This window comes from Citrobacter sp. Cs237 (assembly GCF_030332325.1).
Lineage (GTDB): Bacteria > Pseudomonadota > Gammaproteobacteria > Enterobacterales > Enterobacteriaceae > Citrobacter_A > Citrobacter_A sedlakii.
Genome location: NZ_JAOWIB010000066.1, coordinates 110,967 through 128,395, shown reverse-complemented (window position 1 = coordinate 128,395; position 17,429 = coordinate 110,967). Strand labels below are relative to the sequence as shown.

20 protein-coding genes are annotated in these 17,429 nt (G+C 56.1%); 7 read left to right on the top strand and 13 right to left on the bottom strand.

All coding sequences use genetic code 11. The features are described 5' to 3' along the window. Both diaA and dolP read left to right on the top strand, forming a co-directional pair. Window positions 1-591, top strand: coding sequence for a DnaA initiator-associating protein DiaA (diaA, locus tag OGY07_RS02545; RefSeq protein WP_012135279.1), 591 nt, complete (start codon window positions 1-3; stop codon window positions 589-591). 9 nt (window positions 592-600) lie between these two features. Then, window positions 601-1,176 (top strand): division/outer membrane stress-associated lipid-binding lipoprotein, encoded by a 576-nt coding sequence (gene dolP / locus OGY07_RS02540; RefSeq protein WP_042291799.1) that lies wholly within the window; start codon window positions 601-603, stop codon window positions 1,174-1,176. A gap of 52 nt (window positions 1,177-1,228) precedes the next feature. Here dolP and OGY07_RS02535 read toward each other — a convergent pair whose 3' ends face one another. Both OGY07_RS02535 and OGY07_RS02530 read right to left on the bottom strand, forming a co-directional pair. Beyond that, the gene (locus tag OGY07_RS02535) at window positions 1,229-2,266 is read right to left on the bottom strand and encodes a permease (RefSeq protein WP_060571073.1); all 1,038 of its coding nucleotides are present in this window, start codon (window positions 2,264-2,266) and stop codon (window positions 1,229-1,231) included. Between the two features lie 138 nt (window positions 2,267-2,404). Further along, window positions 2,405-3,043, bottom strand: coding sequence for an NAD(P)H-binding protein (locus OGY07_RS02530; protein WP_060571072.1), 639 nt, complete (start codon window positions 3,041-3,043; stop codon window positions 2,405-2,407). Window positions 3,044-3,171: 128 nt separating this feature from the next. On the opposite strand from OGY07_RS02530, the gene OGY07_RS02525 reads away from it, so the two are divergent. Next, on the top strand, window positions 3,172-3,690 hold the full coding sequence (locus OGY07_RS02525) for a type 1 glutamine amidotransferase domain-containing protein (protein WP_042291802.1): 519 nt from the start codon (window positions 3,172-3,174) through the stop codon (window positions 3,688-3,690). Here OGY07_RS02525 and OGY07_RS02520 read toward each other — a convergent pair. Next, a complete protein-coding gene (locus OGY07_RS02520) occupies window positions 3,670-4,113 on the bottom strand; it encodes a YhbP family protein (protein ID WP_286598453.1) in 444 nt (147 codons plus the stop codon). The two genes, OGY07_RS02525 and OGY07_RS02520, sit on opposite strands and share 21 nt — an antisense overlap. A 52-nt stretch (window positions 4,114-4,165) precedes the next feature. Between OGY07_RS02520 and OGY07_RS02515 the strand changes: the two genes are divergently transcribed. Then, window positions 4,166-4,468, top strand: coding sequence for a GIY-YIG nuclease family protein (locus tag OGY07_RS02515; RefSeq protein ID WP_042291807.1), 303 nt, complete (start codon window positions 4,166-4,168; stop codon window positions 4,466-4,468). Here the strand turns inward: OGY07_RS02515 and OGY07_RS02510 are convergent. Then, window positions 4,455-4,958: a GNAT family N-acetyltransferase gene (locus OGY07_RS02510; RefSeq protein WP_042291809.1), complete on the bottom strand. Its 504-nt coding sequence runs from the start codon at window positions 4,956-4,958 to the stop codon at window positions 4,455-4,457. The genes OGY07_RS02515 and OGY07_RS02510 overlap by 14 nt on opposite strands. Next, window positions 4,952-5,476, bottom strand: a complete 525-nt coding sequence (ubiT, locus tag OGY07_RS02505; protein ID WP_042291811.1) for a ubiquinone anaerobic biosynthesis accessory factor UbiT — start codon at window positions 5,474-5,476, stop codon at window positions 4,952-4,954. The genes OGY07_RS02510 and ubiT overlap by 7 nt, the downstream gene beginning before the upstream one ends. 220 nt (window positions 5,477-5,696) lie before the next feature. Here ubiT and ubiU point away from each other — a divergent pair, with 220 nt between their 5' ends. The 3 genes from ubiU to OGY07_RS02490 all read left to right on the top strand — a co-directional run bounded on the left by ubiU (window position 5,697) and on the right by OGY07_RS02490 (window position 8,667). After that, window positions 5,697-6,692, top strand: coding sequence for a ubiquinone anaerobic biosynthesis protein UbiU (ubiU, locus tag OGY07_RS02500; RefSeq protein ID WP_060571069.1), 996 nt, complete (start codon window positions 5,697-5,699; stop codon window positions 6,690-6,692). Between the two features lie 8 nt (window positions 6,693-6,700). Beyond that, window positions 6,701-7,579, top strand: a complete 879-nt coding sequence (locus tag OGY07_RS02495) for a U32 family peptidase (RefSeq protein WP_434219505.1) — start codon at window positions 6,701-6,703, stop codon at window positions 7,577-7,579. An 80-nt stretch (window positions 7,580-7,659) separates the two neighbouring features. Further along, complete coding sequence (locus OGY07_RS02490) at window positions 7,660-8,667, top strand: luciferase-like monooxygenase (protein ID WP_060571067.1); 1,008 nt, start codon at window positions 7,660-7,662, stop codon at window positions 8,665-8,667. Window positions 8,668-8,710: 43 nt separating this feature from the next. On the opposite strand, the gene mtr is transcribed toward OGY07_RS02490, so the two are convergent. From mtr to rbfA, 8 genes are all read right to left on the bottom strand, one after another. Beyond that, entirely contained in the window at window positions 8,711-9,955 is a 1,245-nt protein-coding gene (gene mtr / locus OGY07_RS02485; protein WP_042291821.1) for a tryptophan permease, read from the bottom strand. 144 nt (window positions 9,956-10,099) lie between these two features. Further along, on the bottom strand, window positions 10,100-11,992 hold the full coding sequence (deaD, locus tag OGY07_RS02480) for an ATP-dependent RNA helicase DeaD (RefSeq protein ID WP_042291824.1): 1,893 nt from the start codon (window positions 11,990-11,992) through the stop codon (window positions 10,100-10,102). After that, window positions 11,985-12,065, bottom strand: a complete 81-nt coding sequence (gene yrbN / locus OGY07_RS02475) for a protein YrbN (protein ID WP_010723222.1) — start codon at window positions 12,063-12,065, stop codon at window positions 11,985-11,987. Before yrbN ends, deaD begins: the two co-directional genes overlap by 8 nt. A gap of 105 nt (window positions 12,066-12,170) precedes the next feature. Continuing rightward, the gene (gene nlpI / locus OGY07_RS02470) at window positions 12,171-13,055 is read right to left on the bottom strand and encodes a lipoprotein NlpI (RefSeq protein WP_042291827.1); all 885 of its coding nucleotides are present in this window, start codon (window positions 13,053-13,055) and stop codon (window positions 12,171-12,173) included. Between the two features lie 108 nt (window positions 13,056-13,163). After that, window positions 13,164-15,299 (bottom strand): polyribonucleotide nucleotidyltransferase, encoded by a 2,136-nt coding sequence (gene pnp / locus OGY07_RS02465; protein WP_211935201.1) that lies wholly within the window; start codon window positions 15,297-15,299, stop codon window positions 13,164-13,166. Between the two features lie 245 nt (window positions 15,300-15,544). After that, a complete protein-coding gene (gene rpsO / locus OGY07_RS02460) occupies window positions 15,545-15,814 on the bottom strand; it encodes a 30S ribosomal protein S15 (RefSeq protein ID WP_000059465.1) in 270 nt (89 codons plus the stop codon). Window positions 15,815-15,963: 149 nt separating this feature from the next. Continuing rightward, window positions 15,964-16,908 carry a tRNA pseudouridine(55) synthase TruB gene (gene truB / locus OGY07_RS02455; RefSeq protein ID WP_042291832.1) on the bottom strand — a complete coding sequence of 315 codons (945 nt, stop codon included), beginning with the start codon at window positions 16,906-16,908 and terminating at the stop codon, window positions 15,964-15,966. Beyond that, complete coding sequence (rbfA, locus tag OGY07_RS02450) at window positions 16,908-17,309, bottom strand: 30S ribosome-binding factor RbfA (RefSeq protein ID WP_001040201.1); 402 nt, start codon at window positions 17,307-17,309, stop codon at window positions 16,908-16,910. The genes truB and rbfA overlap by 1 nt, the downstream gene beginning before the upstream one ends. Window positions 17,310-17,429: the final 120 nt, after the last annotated feature.

Genomic DNA, 17,429 nt, shown 5'->3' with positions numbered 1-17,429 from the left:
GTGTTAGACAGAATTAAAGTCTGCTTTACAGAAAGCATTCAAACTCAGATAGCTGCGGCTGAAGCGCTCCCGGATGCGATCTCCCGCGCCGCCATGACGCTGGTACACTCGCTGCTGAATGGCAACAAAATCCTCTGTTGTGGTAATGGGACATCCGCTGCCAATGCACAGCATTTTGCTGCCAGCATGATCAACCGTTTTGAGACAGAGCGTCCCAGTTTACCCGCTATCGCACTAAATACCGATAACGTGGTCTTAACTGCGATTGCCAACGATCGCCTGCATGATGAAATCTATGCAAAACAGGTCCGGGCGCTGGGACATGCGGGCGATGTTTTATTGGCTATTTCGACGCGCGGCAACAGTCGCGATATCGTAAAAGCCGTAGAAGCCGCCGTCACGCGTGATATGACGATTGTGGCGCTGACCGGGTATGACGGAGGAGAGCTGGCCGGGCTGTTAGGGCCGCAGGACGTTGAAATCCGCATACCGTCTCACCATAGCGCGCGCATTCAGGAGATGCATATGCTGACGGTAAATTGTTTGTGCGATCTGATCGATAACACGCTTTTCCCTCACCAGGATGATTAAGGAGTTTACATGAAGGCTTTATCGCCAATCGCAGTCCTTATTTCTGCGCTGCTGTTGCAAGGCTGTGTCGCTGCCGCCGTAGTCGGTACCGCCGCGGTGGGAACCAAAGCAGCAACCGACCCGCGTAGCGTCGGCACCCAGGTGGATGATGGAACCCTGGAACTGCGCGTGAACAGCGCGCTGTCGAAAGACGAACAAATTAAGAAAGAAGCGCGGATTAACGTGACGGCTTATCAGGGCAAGGTGCTGCTGGTGGGTCAGTCGCCTAACAGCGAACTGTCATCGCGCGCCAAACAGATCGCAATGGGCGTGGAAGGCACAACCGAAGTCTTTAACGAGATCCGTCAGGGCCAGCCAATTGGCCTCGGAACCGCCTCCAACGACACCTGGATCACCACCAAAGTACGCTCTCAGTTACTCACCAGCGACCAGGTGAAATCCTCTAACGTGAAAGTGACCACCGAAAACGGCGAAGTGTTCCTGCTGGGTCTGGTGACTGAACGTGAAGCCAAAGCCGCAGCCGACATCGCCAGCCGGGTGAGCGGCGTGAAGCGTGTCACCACCGCGTTTACCTTTATTAAATAACACATCAACCTGCCTACGTGATGGCTCACGTAGGCAGGGTAGCAATCCCACGTCACACTCGCGCAAGACAGCCGACAATCACCCCCGATATCGCCACCAGCCCCCCCGTCAGCCACAGCGCTTTTGCCGGGAATGCTTTGCGCAGCATGATCAGCGACGGCAAGCTCACCGCCGGAAGCGTCATCAACAACGCCAGCGCGGGCGCGGTGCCCATACCGGCCAGCATCATCGTTTGCACAATCGGAATTTCCGCCGCCGTCGGGATCACGAACAGGCATCCGGCTACCGCCAACGCGATGATCCACATCAGGCTGTTATCAATGGCGCCATCGGCGTGCGGAAACAACCAGACGCGCGCCGCGCCGAGAACCAGCACCGCCAGAATATAGACCGGAATAGTGTTCCAGAACAGCGTCCACAGCGCTTTACCCCAACGCGCAAAGAACCCACCCTGCGCTTGCGGCGCGGCGATCTCGATCGGCAGATCGGTTTGCGCAGGCTCTTTCACCCATTTTTGTACCAGCGTCGCCACCACCAGCACCATTGCCAGCCCGGCAACCAGGCGAATCGCCGCGAAATGCCAGCCAAGCACAAAGCCCATAAAGACCAACGTCGCCGGGTTAAGCAGTGGGTTTCCCAGCCAGAAGGCCAGCGCGCCGCCCATTGACACTTGCTGACGGCGCATTCCTGCCGCCACTGGCGCGGCGCAGCAGGTACACATCATTCCGGGCAAAGAAAACAGCGTGCCAAACAGCGTACCGCGAAAGCGCGATTGCCCCAGCGTGCGCAGCAGCCAGTCTCGCGGGATCAACACCTGGATTAATGAGCCGAGAATCACCCCCAGCGCCGCCGCTTTCCAGACGGCGAGGAAATAGACCATGGCGTAATCCCAGGCTGCCTGCCACGGATTCGCATCCGCCTGCGCCAGAATGGATTGGCCGATACTGTGAGTTTCGGCGGCAGTAAAAGCTTTACCGTAATACGGTTGCCATTTCACATACCAGAGACCGACGATAACAACGAGAAAGAAAAGAGCGGGTTTCCACCATTGCATTGGCGTTGCCGCCTGAGATGAAGACTGACCAGTCATAGCATTCCCCAGGGAGTGTTAGAATATTTTGCCGGTGAATACTACGCCTTTGGGAAATGTTTGGAAATGTCGTTTTTTTGCCTGATGCCGAATGCCGGATAAGACGCAACGCGTTGGCTTCCGGCACGATGCGAAAGCCTATTGCGCCGCTTTTTCCCGCAACTGCGCAGAACTAAGAATTGTTACCCCCTCTTTTTCGGGCGCCAGCGCCTCTGCCAGCATCGCCCGCGCCACATCCCTCGCCTCTATCGACTTCCAGTTACCCGGAAGCAGCCGGAACAGCGGCGCAAAAAGGGTTTCGTTCATTCGATGTTTCGCCCGGTCCCCCAGCAGCATCGACGGGCGGGCAATGGTCAGCCGCGGCCAGTCCTGGGCGATGAGCGCCTCTTCCATCTCCCCTTTTACCCGATTGTAGAAAAAGGGCGAGCGGGCATTAGCGCCCATTGAGCTGACTACCAGCATGTGCTGTGCGCCAAGCCGCCGTCCGGTCAGCGCGGTATCCACCACCAGCGTATAATCTGCATGGACAAACGCCTCTTTGCTTCCCGCCTCGCGCCGGGTGGTCCCCAGGCAGCAGAAAACAATATCCACCGGATCCGTCACCTGCGCCAGCGCATCGGTCAGTTGCGGATCGTGAGGATTGTACACGCCAGGCATGTCAGCCAGCGGACGACGCGTGGGTGCGGCAATCGAATGGATTCTCGGTTCATTAAGCAGCATTCTCAGCAGATGACCGCCTACCAGCCCCGTCGCGCCTGTAATCAATACCTGACTCATCCTCACCCCTTTACAGAATTGTCCAACTTGCACTCTCAGTCTCATCGACCAGACTTATTCATTCACAAGGTAATTATCCCTCATCATGGAAAATTTGCCTTATCCAATGCCAACACCGCGGAGGAAGCATGAGCAAGAAGATAGCCGTTTTAATCACTGACGAGTTTGAAGATTCCGAATTTACTTCACCTGCAGCAGAATTTCGTCAGGCCGGACACGAGGTCATCACCATTGAGAAGCAGGCGGGGAAAACGGTAAAAGGGAAAAAAGGCGACGCCAGCGTCACCATCGATAAAGCCATTGATGATGTCAGCCCTGCCGACTTTGACGCCCTGCTGCTGCCCGGCGGCCATTCACCGGATTACCTGCGCGGCGACGATCGCTTCGTCACCTTCACACGCGACTTTGTGAACACCGGGAAGCCGGTTTTTGCCATTTGCCACGGCCCACAGTTACTGATCAGCGCGGACGTCATTCGCGGGCGCAAGCTCACCGCCGTTAAACCCATTGTGATTGACGTGAAGAACGCCGGGGCGGAATTCTTCGATCAGGAAGTGGTGGTGGATAAAGACCAACTGGTCACCAGCCGAACCCCTGACGATCTGCCGGCGTTTAACCGCGAGGCGTTACGTATTCTCGGCGCCTGACTGCCTTAACCAGTGAAGTTTTTTGCCAAAGCCCAGCGTGTTGTCGGTGAACTTGAGTTCATCCAGCCGGATCTCCCAGACTGGCGCTGACAGCATTCTGGCAACCGGAAAGCGGCGATGATAGGCGTTACGCGCCGCGTCGCTTTCATCACCGTCCAGCCGGCGAATTTCACCTGTAAATTGCACGCCGCGAATAAGCGCTACTGATTTGGGCTGACCGTTTACCGTCCCGGCGACCTTCGCTCGCGGCCCCGACATCTGCGCGTGGCGGGTTTTGTCTTCTGTCAGCAGGTAAAAAACCACCTTCTGCGCATCATAAAGGTAAAACGCGTTGGCGCACCAGAGTTCCCCTTCATGCTGGACGCACCAGGTCACAACGTGTTGTTTTGCCAGCCAGCGGCTAATCGCAGTGAGTGTTTCCATTGCTGTTCTCTTTTATACTGGGAGCCAGAAACGTAACACGCAGAAGGTCACGATGACACCCTGGTTTCTCTATTTGATCCGTACTGCGGATAATGCGCTGTATACCGGTATCACCACCGATGTGGCGCGCCGTTATCAACAGCATCAGAGTGGAAAAGGCGCGAAGGCGCTGCGGGGAAAGGGCGAGCTGACGCTGGCGTTTTCCGCGCAGGTGGGCGATCGCTCGCTGGCGCTGCGCATGGAATACCGCATTAAACAGCTCACCAAGCGTCAAAAAGAGCGCCTGGTGGCGAATGGCGACGGTTTTGCAGCGTTACTCAACGACCTGCAAACCACGGCGCTTAAAAGCGATTAAAGTGTTCGTGATACTCAACCCGCCCCGTCACGCCCTTCAGCGCATCTTCAGCTAAACGATGCACCTGGAACGCGCTCTCCGTGCCCGGCCAGCGGCAGTGTAGATCGTAATGGGCGGCCAGTTCAAAACCAAAACGGCTATACAGTGCCGGATCGCCCAGCGTGACGACGGCGGCATAGCCAAATTCGTTGAGGGAATCGAGTCCTTCGTAGACCAGTTGACGAGCCAACCCTTGCCCACGGTAGTGTTCATCCACCGCCAGCGGCGCCATCCCCACCCATTGCAGGTCTTCGCCCTGTACATCGACCGGGCTAAACGCGACGTAACCCACCACCTGACCTTCGTCGTCCGTGGCGACCAGACCGAGCGTCAGAAAACCATCTTCACGCAGATCGTGAACCAGTTTTGCTTCCGCATCGCTTTCGAATGAACGACGCAACAGGGCATCAATCCCCGGCGCGTCAATTGGAATTTCTACTCGAATCAGCATGGTTCACCTACCGATGTCTGTTTGGTTTCCGGCGAGTGCTTCAGTCCCGCCTCAACAAAATCCGCCACCTGTAGCAGCAGCACGCGTAAGGCTTTTGGCATCTGCTCCAGCTCAATGGCGTCCATCAGGTTTTTCACATACAACCCTAACTCCGTATCCCCTTCAATGACCAGCCGACGCTGGAAAAAGAGCGTATCCGGATCCTGCTTACGCGCGGCGATCATCAGCAGATCGCTGGCTTCGGCGCGAAAACTGACGTCGGCCTGCGCGTGCTGACTGACGATCAGCTTGTCATTTTCAACAGAGGTATACCATTGAAGGCCAATATCGCTAACCGTAATGCTTAACCAACGGCCTTCGAGGAACGCCAGCTCCCCGTCTGCCAGCGCCTGGCGAAACTGCCAGCTCAGGACCTGTTCCAGAACCTGGCGCTTCAGCGCAAAGGGCGTCAGTTTAACCGGCACGCTCATCAGAGACGGACCAAAATGCACTAAGCGTGAACGCAGTTTATCTAACACGAGCTTTACTCCCTGTTTCCGTAGTCCTGCCATTTTGCCATATCAGATAAACGACATAGCGGCGTAAATCAACAATTGTATGCGTTAACCGTACCTCTTTATTGCTGATATCAATACGACTTTAACTGCCTTAAATCAAAAATTGTCGCAGCAAGGTTAACTAAAATCCCAGTTCGTTAACAATTATGCGTCCCAGGCGGCGCTACCTTCAGGATAAATTATGGAGCTGCTCTGCCCTGCCGGAAATCTCCCGGCGCTTAAGGCGGCCATCGAAAACGGCGCTGACGCCGTCTATATCGGGCTGAAAGATGATACCAATGCCCGTCACTTCGCCGGCCTTAACTTTACCGAGAAGAAACTGCAGGAAGCGGTGAGTTTTGTCCATCAACATCGCCGCAAGCTGCATATCGCCATCAACACCTTTGCGCATCCGGACGGCTATGCCCGCTGGCAGCGCGCTGTCGATATGGCGGCGCAACTGGGCGCCGACGCGCTGATCCTCGCCGACCTGGCCATGCTTGAGTATGCCGCAGAACGTTATCCGCATATTGAGCGTCATGTCTCCGTTCAGGCATCGGCGACCAATGAAGAAGCGGTGAACTTCTACCATCGCAACTTCGACGTCGCACGTGTGGTGCTGCCCCGCGTGCTGTCCATTCACCAGGTGAAGCAACTTGCCCGCGCCACGCCAGTACCACTCGAGGTCTTTGCGTTCGGTAGCCTGTGCATTATGGCGGAGGGTCGCTGCTACCTGTCGTCGTATTTAACCGGCGAATCGCCGAATACGGTAGGAGCCTGCTCCCCCGCCCGTTTTGTTCGCTGGCAGCAAACCGGGCAGGGACTGGAATCCCGCCTGAACGATGTGCTGATAGACCGCTACCAGGACGGCGAAAACGCCGGGTATCCGACACTGTGTAAAGGCCGCTATCTCGTCGGCGGCGAGCGCTATCACGCGCTGGAAGAACCCACCAGCCTGAATACGCTGGAACTGCTGCCGGAACTGCTGGCGGCGAACATTGCGTCGGTGAAAATCGAAGGACGCCAGCGCAGCCCGGCATACGTAAGCCAGGTGGCGAAAGTGTGGCGTCAGGCGATCGACCGCTGTCTGGCCGACCCGCAAAACTTTGCGCCGCAAAGCGCATGGATGGAGACGCTCGGCGCGATGTCCGAAGGCACCCAGACCACGCTTGGCGCGTATCACCGGAAATGGCAGTGAGAGAAGCAATGAAATATTCCCTGGGGCCGGTGCTTTATTACTGGCCGAAAGAAACACTGGAAGATTTTTATCAACAGGCGGCGCAAAGCAGCGCTGACGTGATTTATCTGGGTGAAGCGGTGTGCAGCAAACGCCGCGCCACTAAAGTGGGCGACTGGCTGGAGATGGCGAAATCGCTCGCCGGCAGCGGCAAGCAGGTGGTGCTTTCGACGCTGGCGCTGGTGCAGGCCTCGTCTGAGCTGAACGAACTGAAACGCTACGTGGAAAACGGCGAGTTTTTGCTGGAAGCGAGCGATCTCGGCGTGGTAAACATGTGCGCCGAGCGCAAGCTGCCGTTTGTCGCCGGACATGCGCTGAACTGCTATAACGCGGTAACGCTGCGTCTGCTGCTTAAACAGGGAATGGTACGCTGGTGTATGCCGGTAGAGCTTTCCCGCGACTGGCTGGCTAACCTGCTGGAACAGTGCGATGAACTGGGCATTCGCAACCAGTTTGAAGTCGAGGTGCTGAGCTACGGCCATCTGCCGCTGGCATATTCCGCACGCTGCTTTACCGCCCGTTCGGAAGACCGCCCGAAAGATGAGTGTGAAACCTGCTGCATCAAGTATCCGAATGGCCGCGACGTGCTCTCCCAGGAGAGTCAGCAGGTGTTTGTACTGAATGGCATTCAGACCATGAGCGGCTATGTCTATAACCTTGGTAACGAACTGACGTCGATGCAGGGATTGGTGGATATCGTTCGTTTGTCGCCGCTCGACACCGGGACGTTCGCCATGCTGGACGCCTTCCGCGCCAACGAAAACGGCGCGTCGCCGCTGCCGCTCGCTGCGCACAGCGATTGCAACGGCTACTGGAAGCGGCTCGCCGGGCTGACGCTGGAAGCCTGATAAAACAGCTCACTTTGTTAACAACATTCGCTAATCTTTAATGCAGTATGACAAGATTAACCGGAACAAAGTGAGCCGTTATGACTGACAAAACCATTCCATTCTCGGTGCTGGATCTGGCGCCGATCCCTGAAGGGGCCTCGGCCAAAGAGGCATTCTCCCACTCGCTGGACCTCGCACGTCTGGCGGAAAAGCGCGGCTATCATCGCTACTGGCTGGCGGAACACCACAACATGACCGGCATCGCCAGTGCGGCAACCTCGGTGCTGATTGGTTACCTGGCGGCGAATACCACCACGTTGCATCTGGGGTCCGGCGGCGTGATGCTACCCAACCATTCACCGCTGGTGATTGCCGAGCAGTTCGGTACGCTCAACACCCTGTATCCGGGACGCATTGATTTGGGTCTCGGCCGCGCACCGGGCAGCGATCAGCCCACGATGCGCGCGCTGCGTCGTCATATGGGCGGCGATATCGATAACTTCCCGCGCGACGTGGCGGAGCTGGTGGAGTGGTTTGACGCCTGCCACCCCAACCCGCAAGTACGTCCGGTGCCCGGCTACGGCGAACAGATCCCGGTGTGGCTGTTGGGTTCCAGCCTGTACAGCGCGCAGCTGGCGGCGCAGCTTGGTCTGCCGTTTGCGTTCGCCTCGCACTTCGCGCCGGATATGCTATTCCAGGCGCTACATCTGTACCGTACTCAGTTCAAACCCTCCGCGCGACTGGAAAAACCGTACGCGATGGTGTGCATTAATATCATCGCCGCCGACAGCACCCGTGATGCGGAATATCTGTTTACCTCAATGCAGCAGGCGTTTGTGAAACTTCGCCGTGGCGAAACGGGCCAGCTTCCACCGCCCATCCAGAATATGGATCAGTTCTGGTCGCCGTCAGAACAGTACGGCGTACAACAGGCGCTGAGCATGTCGCTGGTGGGGGATAAAGCGAAAGTCCGCCACGGTCTGGAATCCATTCTGCGGGAAACGCAGGCCGATGAGATTATGGTTAATGGCCAAATTTTCGATCATCAGGCGCGTCTGCACTCCTTCGATCTTGCCATGCAGGTGAAAGAAGAACTGGTGGGGTAAACAGGGGTTTGCCCGGTGGCGCTACGCCTGCCGGGCATTATCGCTATTGATACACCGGCAATAAATTAAAGCTCGACAGGATATGCACCAGCGCGTTGCCCACGCCGAACACCAGGATCAGCGCAATCATCGGTTTGCCGCCCCAGACGCGGAATGTTGGGCTACCGAAGCGTTCACGTGATTTACGCGCCAGCAGCGCCGGGACAATCGCCGCCCAGATCGTCGCCGCCAGACCTGCGTAGCCAATCGCGTACAGGAATCCGTTCGGCCACAGCAAGCCGCCCACCACCGGCGGAACAAAGGTCAACAGCGCGGTTTTGAAACGCCCCATCGCTGAGTCGTCAAAGCCAAACAGATCCGCAAGATAATCAAACAGACCAAGCGTGACGCCGAGGAACGAACTCGCCACCGCGAAGTTGGAGAAGACTACCAGCAGCAGATCCAGACTGCGGCTGTTCAGTACGCCGCTCAGCGCCTGCACCAGCACATCAATATTGCCGCCCTTCTGCGCAATGCCGATAAATTCCGGACGTGGAATATTGCCCATCGTCCCCAGCAGCCAGACGCTGTACAGCACCAACGCCAGCAGCGTACCGTAGACCAGACACTTCACAATCGTGCGCGGATCTTTGCCGTAGTACTTCATCAGGCTCGGCACGTTGCCGTGGTAGCCAAATGACGCCAGACAAAACGGCAGCGTCATCAACAGGTACGGCGTATAGGTGGCGTTGCTTTCCGCGACGTTAAACAGCGTGGTTGGGTTGACGTGCCCAAGCAGGCTGCCGAAAGTCAGGAAGAAGGTGATCACCTTCGCGCCCAGTACAATTGCCGTCATCCGGCTCACTGCTTTTGTACTCATCCACACCACAAATGCCACCAACAGCGCAAAGCCGAAGCCTGCTGCCCGAGCCGGCACATTCAGCGACATTTCAGCGAAGGTGTGATGCAGAATCGAGCCGCTCGCCGAAATGTAGGCATAGGTCAGAATATAAAGCACAAAGGCAATCGAAATGCCGTTGACCACGTTCCAGCCTTTACCCAGCAGGTCTTTGGTGATGGTGTCAAAGCTGGCGCCAATACGGTAGTTCAGGTTGGCTTCAAGGATCATCAGCCCGGAATGCAGCATGCAAAACCAGGTAAAGACCAGCGCTGCCATGGACCAGAAAAACCAGCTACCTGCCATAACCACCGGCAGAGAGAACATCCCTGCGCCAATAATAGTGCCGCCGATGATCACCACGCCGCCAAGCAGCGACGGTGACGTTTGGGTGGTGGTTAGTGTTGCCATACAGCCCGATCTCCAGTGAATTCTTTTGCGACTGAATTTTAATACGCCGTACTGTACCAGTACAATAGTACAAAGGGAATAAAAAAAACCCCGATAATTTTATCGGGGCCTGTATCTTTTACTTTACGTTAGTCAGCGCGGGATTTACGCGTCACCAAAACGGCGACGGCTTGAACCCTCTTCACGACGTGGAGCACGACCTTCGCGACGCTCGCCGCTGAAGCGACGTCCATCACCGCGACCGCCTTCGCGACGCTCGCCGCCGAAACCGCGACCTTCGCCACGACCACCTTCACGGCGTTCGCCACCGAAGCCACGACCACCGCCACGACGTTCAGTGTGCGGCTGTGCATCGCCCAGCAGCTGCATGTTCATCGGCTTGTTCAGGATGCGGGTACGCGTAAAGTGCTGCAGCACTTCACCCGGCATGCCTTTCGGCAGTTCAATGGTGGAGTGAGAAGCGAACAGCTTGATGTTACCAATGTAACGGCTGCTGATATCACCTTCGTTGGCAATCGCACCCACGATATGACGCACTTCCACGCCATCATCACGGCCCACTTCAATGCGGTACAGCTGCATATCACCCACGTCGCGACGTTCACGACGCGGACGATCTTCTCGGTCGCCACGCGGACCACGATCGTTGCGGTCACGCGGACCACGGTCATCGCGGTCGCGGAACTCACGCTTAGGACGCATTGGCGCATCCGGCGGAACGATCAGGGTACGTTCACCCTGCGCCATTTTCAGCAGCGCAGCGGCCAGCGTTTCGAGATCCAGCTCTTCGCCTTCTTCGGTCGGCTGGATTTTCGCCAGCAGCGCACGGTACTGATCCAGGTCGCTGCTTTCCAGCTGTTGCTGTACTTTCGCGGCGAATTTTTCCAGACGGCGTTTGCCCAGCAGCTCTGCGTTCGGCAGTTCCACTTCCGGAATGGTCAGCTTCATGGTGCGTTCGATGTTACGCAGCAGACGACGCTCGCGGTTCTCAACGAACAGCAGCGCGCGACCCGCACGACCGGCGCGGCCCGTACGGCCGATACGGTGAACGTAAGACTCGGAATCCATCGGGATGTCGTAGTTGACGACCAGGCTGATACGCTCAACGTCCAGGCCACGGGCGGCAACGTCGGTCGCGATCAGGATGTCCAGACGACCATCTTTCAGGCGTTCCAGCGTCTGCTCACGCAGCGCCTGGTTCATGTCACCGTTCAGCGCGGCGCTGTTATAGCCGTTACGCTCCAGCGCTTCCGCCACTTCCAGGGTCGCGTTTTTGGTACGAACGAAGATAATCGCCGCATCAAAATCTTCTGCTTCCAGGAAACGCACCAGCGCTTCGTTTTTACGCATGCCCCAGACGGTCCAGTAGCTCTGGCTGATGTCAGGACGGGTTGTCACGCTGGACTGAATGCGCACTTCCTGCGGCTCTTTCATAAAGCGGCGGGTAATGCGACGAATCGCTTCCGGCATGGTGGCAGAGAACAGCGCGGTCTGATGACCTTCCGGGATCTGCGCCATGATAGTTTCGACGTCCTCGATGAAGCCCATACGCAGCATCTCATCGGCTTCGTCCAGTACCAGACCGCTCAGGCGAGACAGGTCAAGGGTACCGCGTTTTAAGTGATCAAGCAGACGACCCGGCGTACCGACGACGATCTGCGGCCCCTGACGCAGGGCGCGTAACTGCACGTCATAACGCTGGCCGCCATACAGGGCTACCACGTTTACGCCGCGCATATGTTTAGAGAAATCTGTCATGGCTTCAGCAACCTGAACCGCCAGTTCGCGGGTCGGTGCCAGCACCAGAATCTGAGGTGCCTTCAGCTCAGGATCAAGATTGTTGAGCAGCGGTAAAGAGAACGCTGCGGTTTTGCCGCTACCGGTCTGGGCCATACCCAGAACATCGCGACCACCCAGCAGATGCGGAATGCACTCTGCCTGGATTGGAGATGGTTTTTCGTAACCCAGATCGTTAAGGGCTTCAAGGATAGGAGCCTTCAGGCCCAGATCTGCAAAAGTGGTTTCGAATTCAGCCATGTAGTACGTGTGCCTCAAAATTAATGGCGGCCAGTCTACATAACTCATCATGAAATTGATCTGCAATTTTCATTGAAAAGTGTGAACCGGCTCAAAGTAGGTGTATTAACGAACAACAACGCCCTCACCCGTGAAGGTGATGGCAATCAATAAGATTACGGGCTGATGTGTACGTCAGCTATTGCTGGTCCGATTCTGCCAGGTCATCTTGGTCCTGGCCCAGGAGCGATAATTCCAACAATGCATATCGGTGCTCAACAAAGTTATGAACGTTGTTAGCCACCGCCAGTTTGAACAGAGCCGTAGCGCTGTCCAAATCCCCCAGACTTAGGTAGTACTTACCTAAATAGAAGTTGGTTTCACTGAGATGCTCAGCGAGCGAGGTGTTATCCGTTGCGTCTGCCTTAAGCTTTTCCATTAGCGTGGATTCGCTAATGTCGCCCAGGTAGAACTCGACAATGTTCCATCCCCATTGTTCTTTATCCGATTTCTCGAAGCGCTGTTTTAACGCTTCTTTCGCCTGCTTCTCATCGAGCTTCTGCTCAGCGAGATAAAGCCACAGGCTGCGGAAAGGATCATTGGGATCGTCTTGATAAAACGCCAGCAGATCATCTTGCGCTAACTTGTCGCGACCGCCGTAATACAATGCGATACCGCGATTTAAGTGCGCGTAGTTGTAAGTTGGATCAAGCTCAAGTACAGAATCAAACGCTTCATAGGCAGCATCAAAATTGCCTGCCTGCGTTAAATATATACCTAAGTAATTGAATACTTCAGGCATATCCGGTCGGATTGCCAGCGCTTGTGAAAAATCATTTCGCGCTAATGCCCTCAGACCGAGACTATCATACAACACTCCGCGCTCATATAAAAGCTGCGCGCGTTCGTCATCGGTTAAAGCCCGACTGGCAAGGATTTGTTCCATGCGTGCCAGAATCACTTCCTGCTGCAAAGTCGGTTGCAATGGTACTGCGAGGACTTCACTCTTACGCCAGGCGGAGTTACTGCATCCTGCCAGCGTGAGTGCTGTCGCTACGAAACACCAGCGCAAAAAAGGCTTCATTTCCCACTCCCGAAGACAACGATTAACTGAACGTCCTGTCCACCGGCGGCTCAACAAGGCGTCCTGCCAGGTTAAACGCCCTCCGCAAAGCGGAGGGCAAAAACAACCTTACTCGCCCTGTTCGCTGGCTGGCGCTTCCGGCGCAGCAGCTGGCTGGGACTGCTCAGTGGCTTCTTTGATGCTCAGACGTACGCGGCCCTGGCGGTCAACTTCCAGAACTTTAACCGGTACTTCCTGTCCCATCTGCAGGTAATCGGTCACTTTCTCAACGCGCTTATCAGCGATCTGAGAGATGTGGACCAGACCTTCTTTACCGCCGCCGATGGCAACAAACGCGCCAAAGTCAACGATACGGGTCACTTTACCATTGTAGATACGACCCACTTCGATTTCAGCGGTGATCTCTTCGATGCGGCGAATCGCGTGTTTCGCTTTGTCACCGTCAGTCGCGGCGATCTTCACTGTACCGTCGTCTTCGATTTCGATGGTGGTGCCGGTCTCTTCGGTCAGCGCACGGATCACAGAACCGCCCTTACCGATCACATCTTTGATCTTGTCCGGGTTGATCTTGATGGTGTGGATACGCGGAGCGAATTCTGAGATGTCGCCGCGCGGCGCATTGATCGCCTGTTCCATCACGCCGAGGATGTGCAGACGCGCACCCTTAGCCTGGTTCAGCGCAACCTGCATGATCTCTTTGGTGATACCTTCAATTTTGATATCCATCTGCAGCGCAGAGATACCGTCGCGGGAACCCGCTACTTTGAAGTCCATATCGCCCAGGTGATCTTCGTCGCCCAGAATGTCAGACAGGACAACAAAGTTGTCGCCTTCTTTCACCAGACCCATCGCGATACCCGCAACGGCGGCTTTGATCGGCACGCCTGCGTCCATCAGCGCCAGAGACGCGCCACACACGGAAGCCATGGAGGAAGAACCGTTGGACTCCGTGATTTCCGATACCACACGCACGGTGTACGGGAATTTATCCATGTCCGGCATAACCGCCAGCACGCCGCGCTTCGCCAGACGACCGTGGCCGATTTCACGACGTTTCGGAGAACCGACCATGCCGGTTTCGCCGACGGAGTACGGAGGGAAGTTGTAGTGGAACAGGAAGCTGTCGGTGCGCTCGCCCATCAGTTCGTCAAGCACCTGCGCGTCGCGGGCAGTCCCCAGCGTCGCGGTAACCAGCGCCTGGGTTTCACCACGGGTGAACAGTGCGGAACCGTGAGTACGCGGCAGTACGCCAGTGCGCACGTCCAGACCACGAATCATATCTTTTTCACGACCATCGATACGCGGTTCGCCTGCCAGCACGCGGCTACGGACAACGTTTTTCTCGATGGCGTGCAGGATTTCACCCAGCTCGTTAACGTCCAGAGTGTCGTCTTCCGCCAGCAACGCATCGATGGTTTCAGATTTGATCACGTCTACCTGAGCGTAACGCTCCTGCTTGTCGGTGATGCGGTAAGCGTCGCTCAGACGAGACTCGGCCAGAGCAGCAACGCGCGCGTTCAGCGCTTCGTTTACGGCTTCCGGCTGCCAGTCCCAGCGCGGTTTACCGGCTTCTTTCACCAGATCGTTGATCGCCTGGATAACCACCTGCTGCTGTTCGTGACCGAACACCACCGCGCCCAGCATCTGGTCTTCGCTCAGCAGTTCCGCTTCGGATTCAACCATCAGCACAGCCGCTTCAGTACCGGCAACAACCAGATCCAGCTTGCTCTCTTTCAGTTCGTCCTGCGTCGGGTTCAGTACGTACTGGTCATTAATGTAGCCTACACGCGCGGCGCCAATCGGGCCGTTGAACGGAATGCCGGACAGGGACAGCGCGGCAGAGGCGCCGATCATCGCAACGATATCCGGGTTAACCTGCGGGTTAACGGAAACCACGGTCGCGATAACCTGGACTTCGTTGACAAAGCCTTCCGGGAACAGCGGGCGAACCGGGCGGTCAATCAGACGCGCGATCAGGGTTTCACCTTCGCTCGGGCGGCCTTCACGACGGAAGAAGCTACCCGGAATACGACCAGCAGCGTAGGTACGCTCCTGATAGTTAACGGTCAGCGGGAAGAAGTCCTGACCTGGTTTGGCTTTTTTCTGGCCCACAACGGTAACGAATACCGCAGTGTCATCCATGCTAACCATAACAGCGGCAGTGGCCTGACGCGCCATCATGCCAGTTTCCAGCGTAACGGTATGTTGACCGTACTGGAATTTACGAACGATCGGATTAAGCAAAATAATATCCTTTCCTGATTCTGGCGACCCTATGCTGAGTCGCCGTTAAGACCCGATCTTCTGCGCATCCTCGCGACTAATGACAACCCTAACCCGCATGATATTGGGTAAAGCCTCTCATTAGCCGCGCGAACCTCTGCAACGGAAGATCATTCATAGCAACAATACAATAGTTTCCAGTGAATTGCTGCCATCTGCTTGAAAAAAGGGGCCATGAAGGCCCCCTTTTTTGAAACTCGCAAGAATTAGCGACGCAGACCCAGACGCTCGATCAGCGCGGTGTAGCGTGCAACATCTTTACGTTTCAGGTAGTCGAGCAGTTTACGACGCTGAGAAACCATGCGCAGCAGACCACGACGGCTGTGGTGATCTTTTTTGTGCTCTGCAAAGTGACCCTGCAGGTGGTTAATCTGTGCAGTCAACAGAGCAACCTGAACATCGGTAGAACCGGTGTCGTTTGCGTCACGACCGAACTCAGAAACGATTTTAGCTGTAGCTTCAGTACTTAGAGACATTTTAAAACTCCAAAGTATTAAGAATGAAAGGACGCCGATCTCTAATTCAGCAGTCCCAGTGTACATCGCGTAAACTGTTAAAAAATTTACGCGACGTTAAGCGCCAGTATTCTACTCGTAGCGCCTGCTTATCGCAAGACGAACCCGCATCAGGCTGGGTATTCCACCACTAACCGACGAGGCGCCACGCGGCCTTCATCGTCGATCTCACCCATGCCAATAAACTTACCGTCATCCCCTTCCGTCACGCGGACCAGCCCGTCCAGCGGCGCGCCCGCGGTGCGTACCGGATTACCATTTTTAAAGTAAACCGAGGAGGTTAACGGCAGATTAACGACCGGGTAGTCCGAGGCCGGACTGTCCATTGGCATCAGCAGCGGATCCAGCAGCTGCGCCGCCGGAATGCCCTGCTGCTCGGCTTGCGCCACTCGCTCACGCAGCTGTTCCAGCGTCACCATCCGATCAACCGGATAGTTGCTTACCGTCAGGCGGCGCAGATAGGTGACATGCGCCCCGCAGCCCAGCGCTTCGCCAAGATCGTCGATGATGGTGCGGATGTAGGTGCCTTTCGAGCAGTGCACTTCCAGCTCCAGTTCATTGCCTTCCTGGCGAATAAACAGCAGTTCGTAAACCGTTATCGGTCGGGCTTCCCGCGGTACTTCTATCCCCTGACGCGCGTATTCGTAGAGCTTTTTGCCCTGATACTTGAGCGCCGAGTACATCGATGGGATCTGTTCAATGTCGCCACGAAAGGTATCCAGCGCGGCGGCAAGCTGCTCAGGGGTAAACGTTACCGGACGCTCCTGCACGATTTGCCCGTCGGCATCGGAGGTGTCCGTTCGCTGCCCGAGACGGGCAATCACACGATAGCGCTTGTCTGAATCCAGCAGATATTGCGAAAACTTTGTCGCTTCTCCGAGGCAAATCGGCAGCATACCGGTCGCCAGCGGATCCAGCGCACCGGTGTGACCGGCGCGGTTGGCGTTATAAATGCGCTTTACTTTCTGCAGGACATCATTGCTGGACATGCCCTGCGGCTTGTCCAGCAGCAGGACACCGTGAATGTCGCGACCACGACGACGAGGACGACTCATTAGTCCTCCTTGCTGTCGTCCGGGTTCACACGACGCTCTTCGTCATGTTTTACCACGTTGGTCACCAGGTTAGACATGCGCATCCCTTCGACCAGCGAGTTGTCGTAGAAGAAGGTCAGTTCCGGCACGATCCGCAGGCGCATTGCCTTACCCAGCAGGGAACGGATAAAACCGGAGGCTTCCTGCAACGCTTTGATGCCCGCTTTCACTGCGTCTTCATCTTTGTCGTTCAGGAAAGTGACGTACACTTTGGCATACGCCAGATCGCGGGACATTTCGACACCGGAAACGGTCGTCATCATGCCCAGGCGCGGATCTTTAATTTCGCGTTGCAGGATAATTGCGATCTCTTTTTGCATTTCCTGCGCCACGCGCTGCGGGCGACCAAATTCTTTCGCCATAATCAATTCTCCAGACAAAAAAGGGAGCAATCAGCCCCCTTTTGAAATTCATGCCGGGTGGCGCTTCGCTTACCCGGCCTACGCAAAATTATCTTATAAGTATTTTGGGTTGCAACAAGG

Excerpts from the sequence above, each read along its gene's own strand:
- dolP (WP_042291799.1), top strand. The coding sequence starts at position 601 with ATGAAGGCTTTATCGCCAATCGCAGTCCTTATTTCTGCGCTGCTGTTG.
- OGY07_RS02535 (WP_060571073.1), bottom strand. The coding sequence starts at position 2,266 with ATGACTGGTCAGTCTTCATCTCAGGCGGCAACGCCAATGCAATGGTGG.
- OGY07_RS02530 (WP_060571072.1), bottom strand. The coding sequence starts at position 3,043 with ATGAGTCAGGTATTGATTACAGGCGCGACGGGGCTGGTAGGCGGTCAT.
- OGY07_RS02525 (WP_042291802.1), top strand. The coding sequence starts at position 3,172 with ATGAGCAAGAAGATAGCCGTTTTAATCACTGACGAGTTTGAAGATTCC.
- OGY07_RS02520 (WP_286598453.1), bottom strand. The coding sequence starts at position 4,113 with ATGGAAACACTCACTGCGATTAGCCGCTGGCTGGCAAAACAACACGTT.
- OGY07_RS02515 (WP_042291807.1), top strand. The coding sequence starts at position 4,166 with ATGACACCCTGGTTTCTCTATTTGATCCGTACTGCGGATAATGCGCTG.
- OGY07_RS02510 (WP_042291809.1), bottom strand. The coding sequence starts at position 4,958 with ATGCTGATTCGAGTAGAAATTCCAATTGACGCGCCGGGGATTGATGCC.
- ubiU (WP_060571069.1), top strand. The coding sequence starts at position 5,697 with ATGGAGCTGCTCTGCCCTGCCGGAAATCTCCCGGCGCTTAAGGCGGCC.
- OGY07_RS02495 (WP_434219505.1), top strand. The coding sequence starts at position 6,701 with ATGAAATATTCCCTGGGGCCGGTGCTTTATTACTGGCCGAAAGAAACA.
- OGY07_RS02490 (WP_060571067.1), top strand. The coding sequence starts at position 7,660 with ATGACTGACAAAACCATTCCATTCTCGGTGCTGGATCTGGCGCCGATC.
- mtr (WP_042291821.1), bottom strand. The coding sequence starts at position 9,955 with ATGGCAACACTAACCACCACCCAAACGTCACCGTCGCTGCTTGGCGGC.
- deaD (WP_042291824.1), bottom strand. The coding sequence starts at position 11,992 with ATGGCTGAATTCGAAACCACTTTTGCAGATCTGGGCCTGAAGGCTCCT.
- yrbN (WP_010723222.1), bottom strand. The coding sequence starts at position 12,065 with ATGAAAATTGCAGATCAATTTCATGATGAGTTATGTAGACTGGCCGCC.
- nlpI (WP_042291827.1), bottom strand. The coding sequence starts at position 13,055 with ATGAAGCCTTTTTTGCGCTGGTGTTTCGTAGCGACAGCACTCACGCTG.
- rpsO (WP_000059465.1), bottom strand. The coding sequence starts at position 15,814 with ATGTCTCTAAGTACTGAAGCTACAGCTAAAATCGTTTCTGAGTTCGGT.
- truB (WP_042291832.1), bottom strand. The coding sequence starts at position 16,908 with ATGAGTCGTCCTCGTCGTCGTGGTCGCGACATTCACGGTGTCCTGCTG.
- rbfA (WP_001040201.1), bottom strand. The coding sequence starts at position 17,309 with ATGGCGAAAGAATTTGGTCGCCCGCAGCGCGTGGCGCAGGAAATGCAA.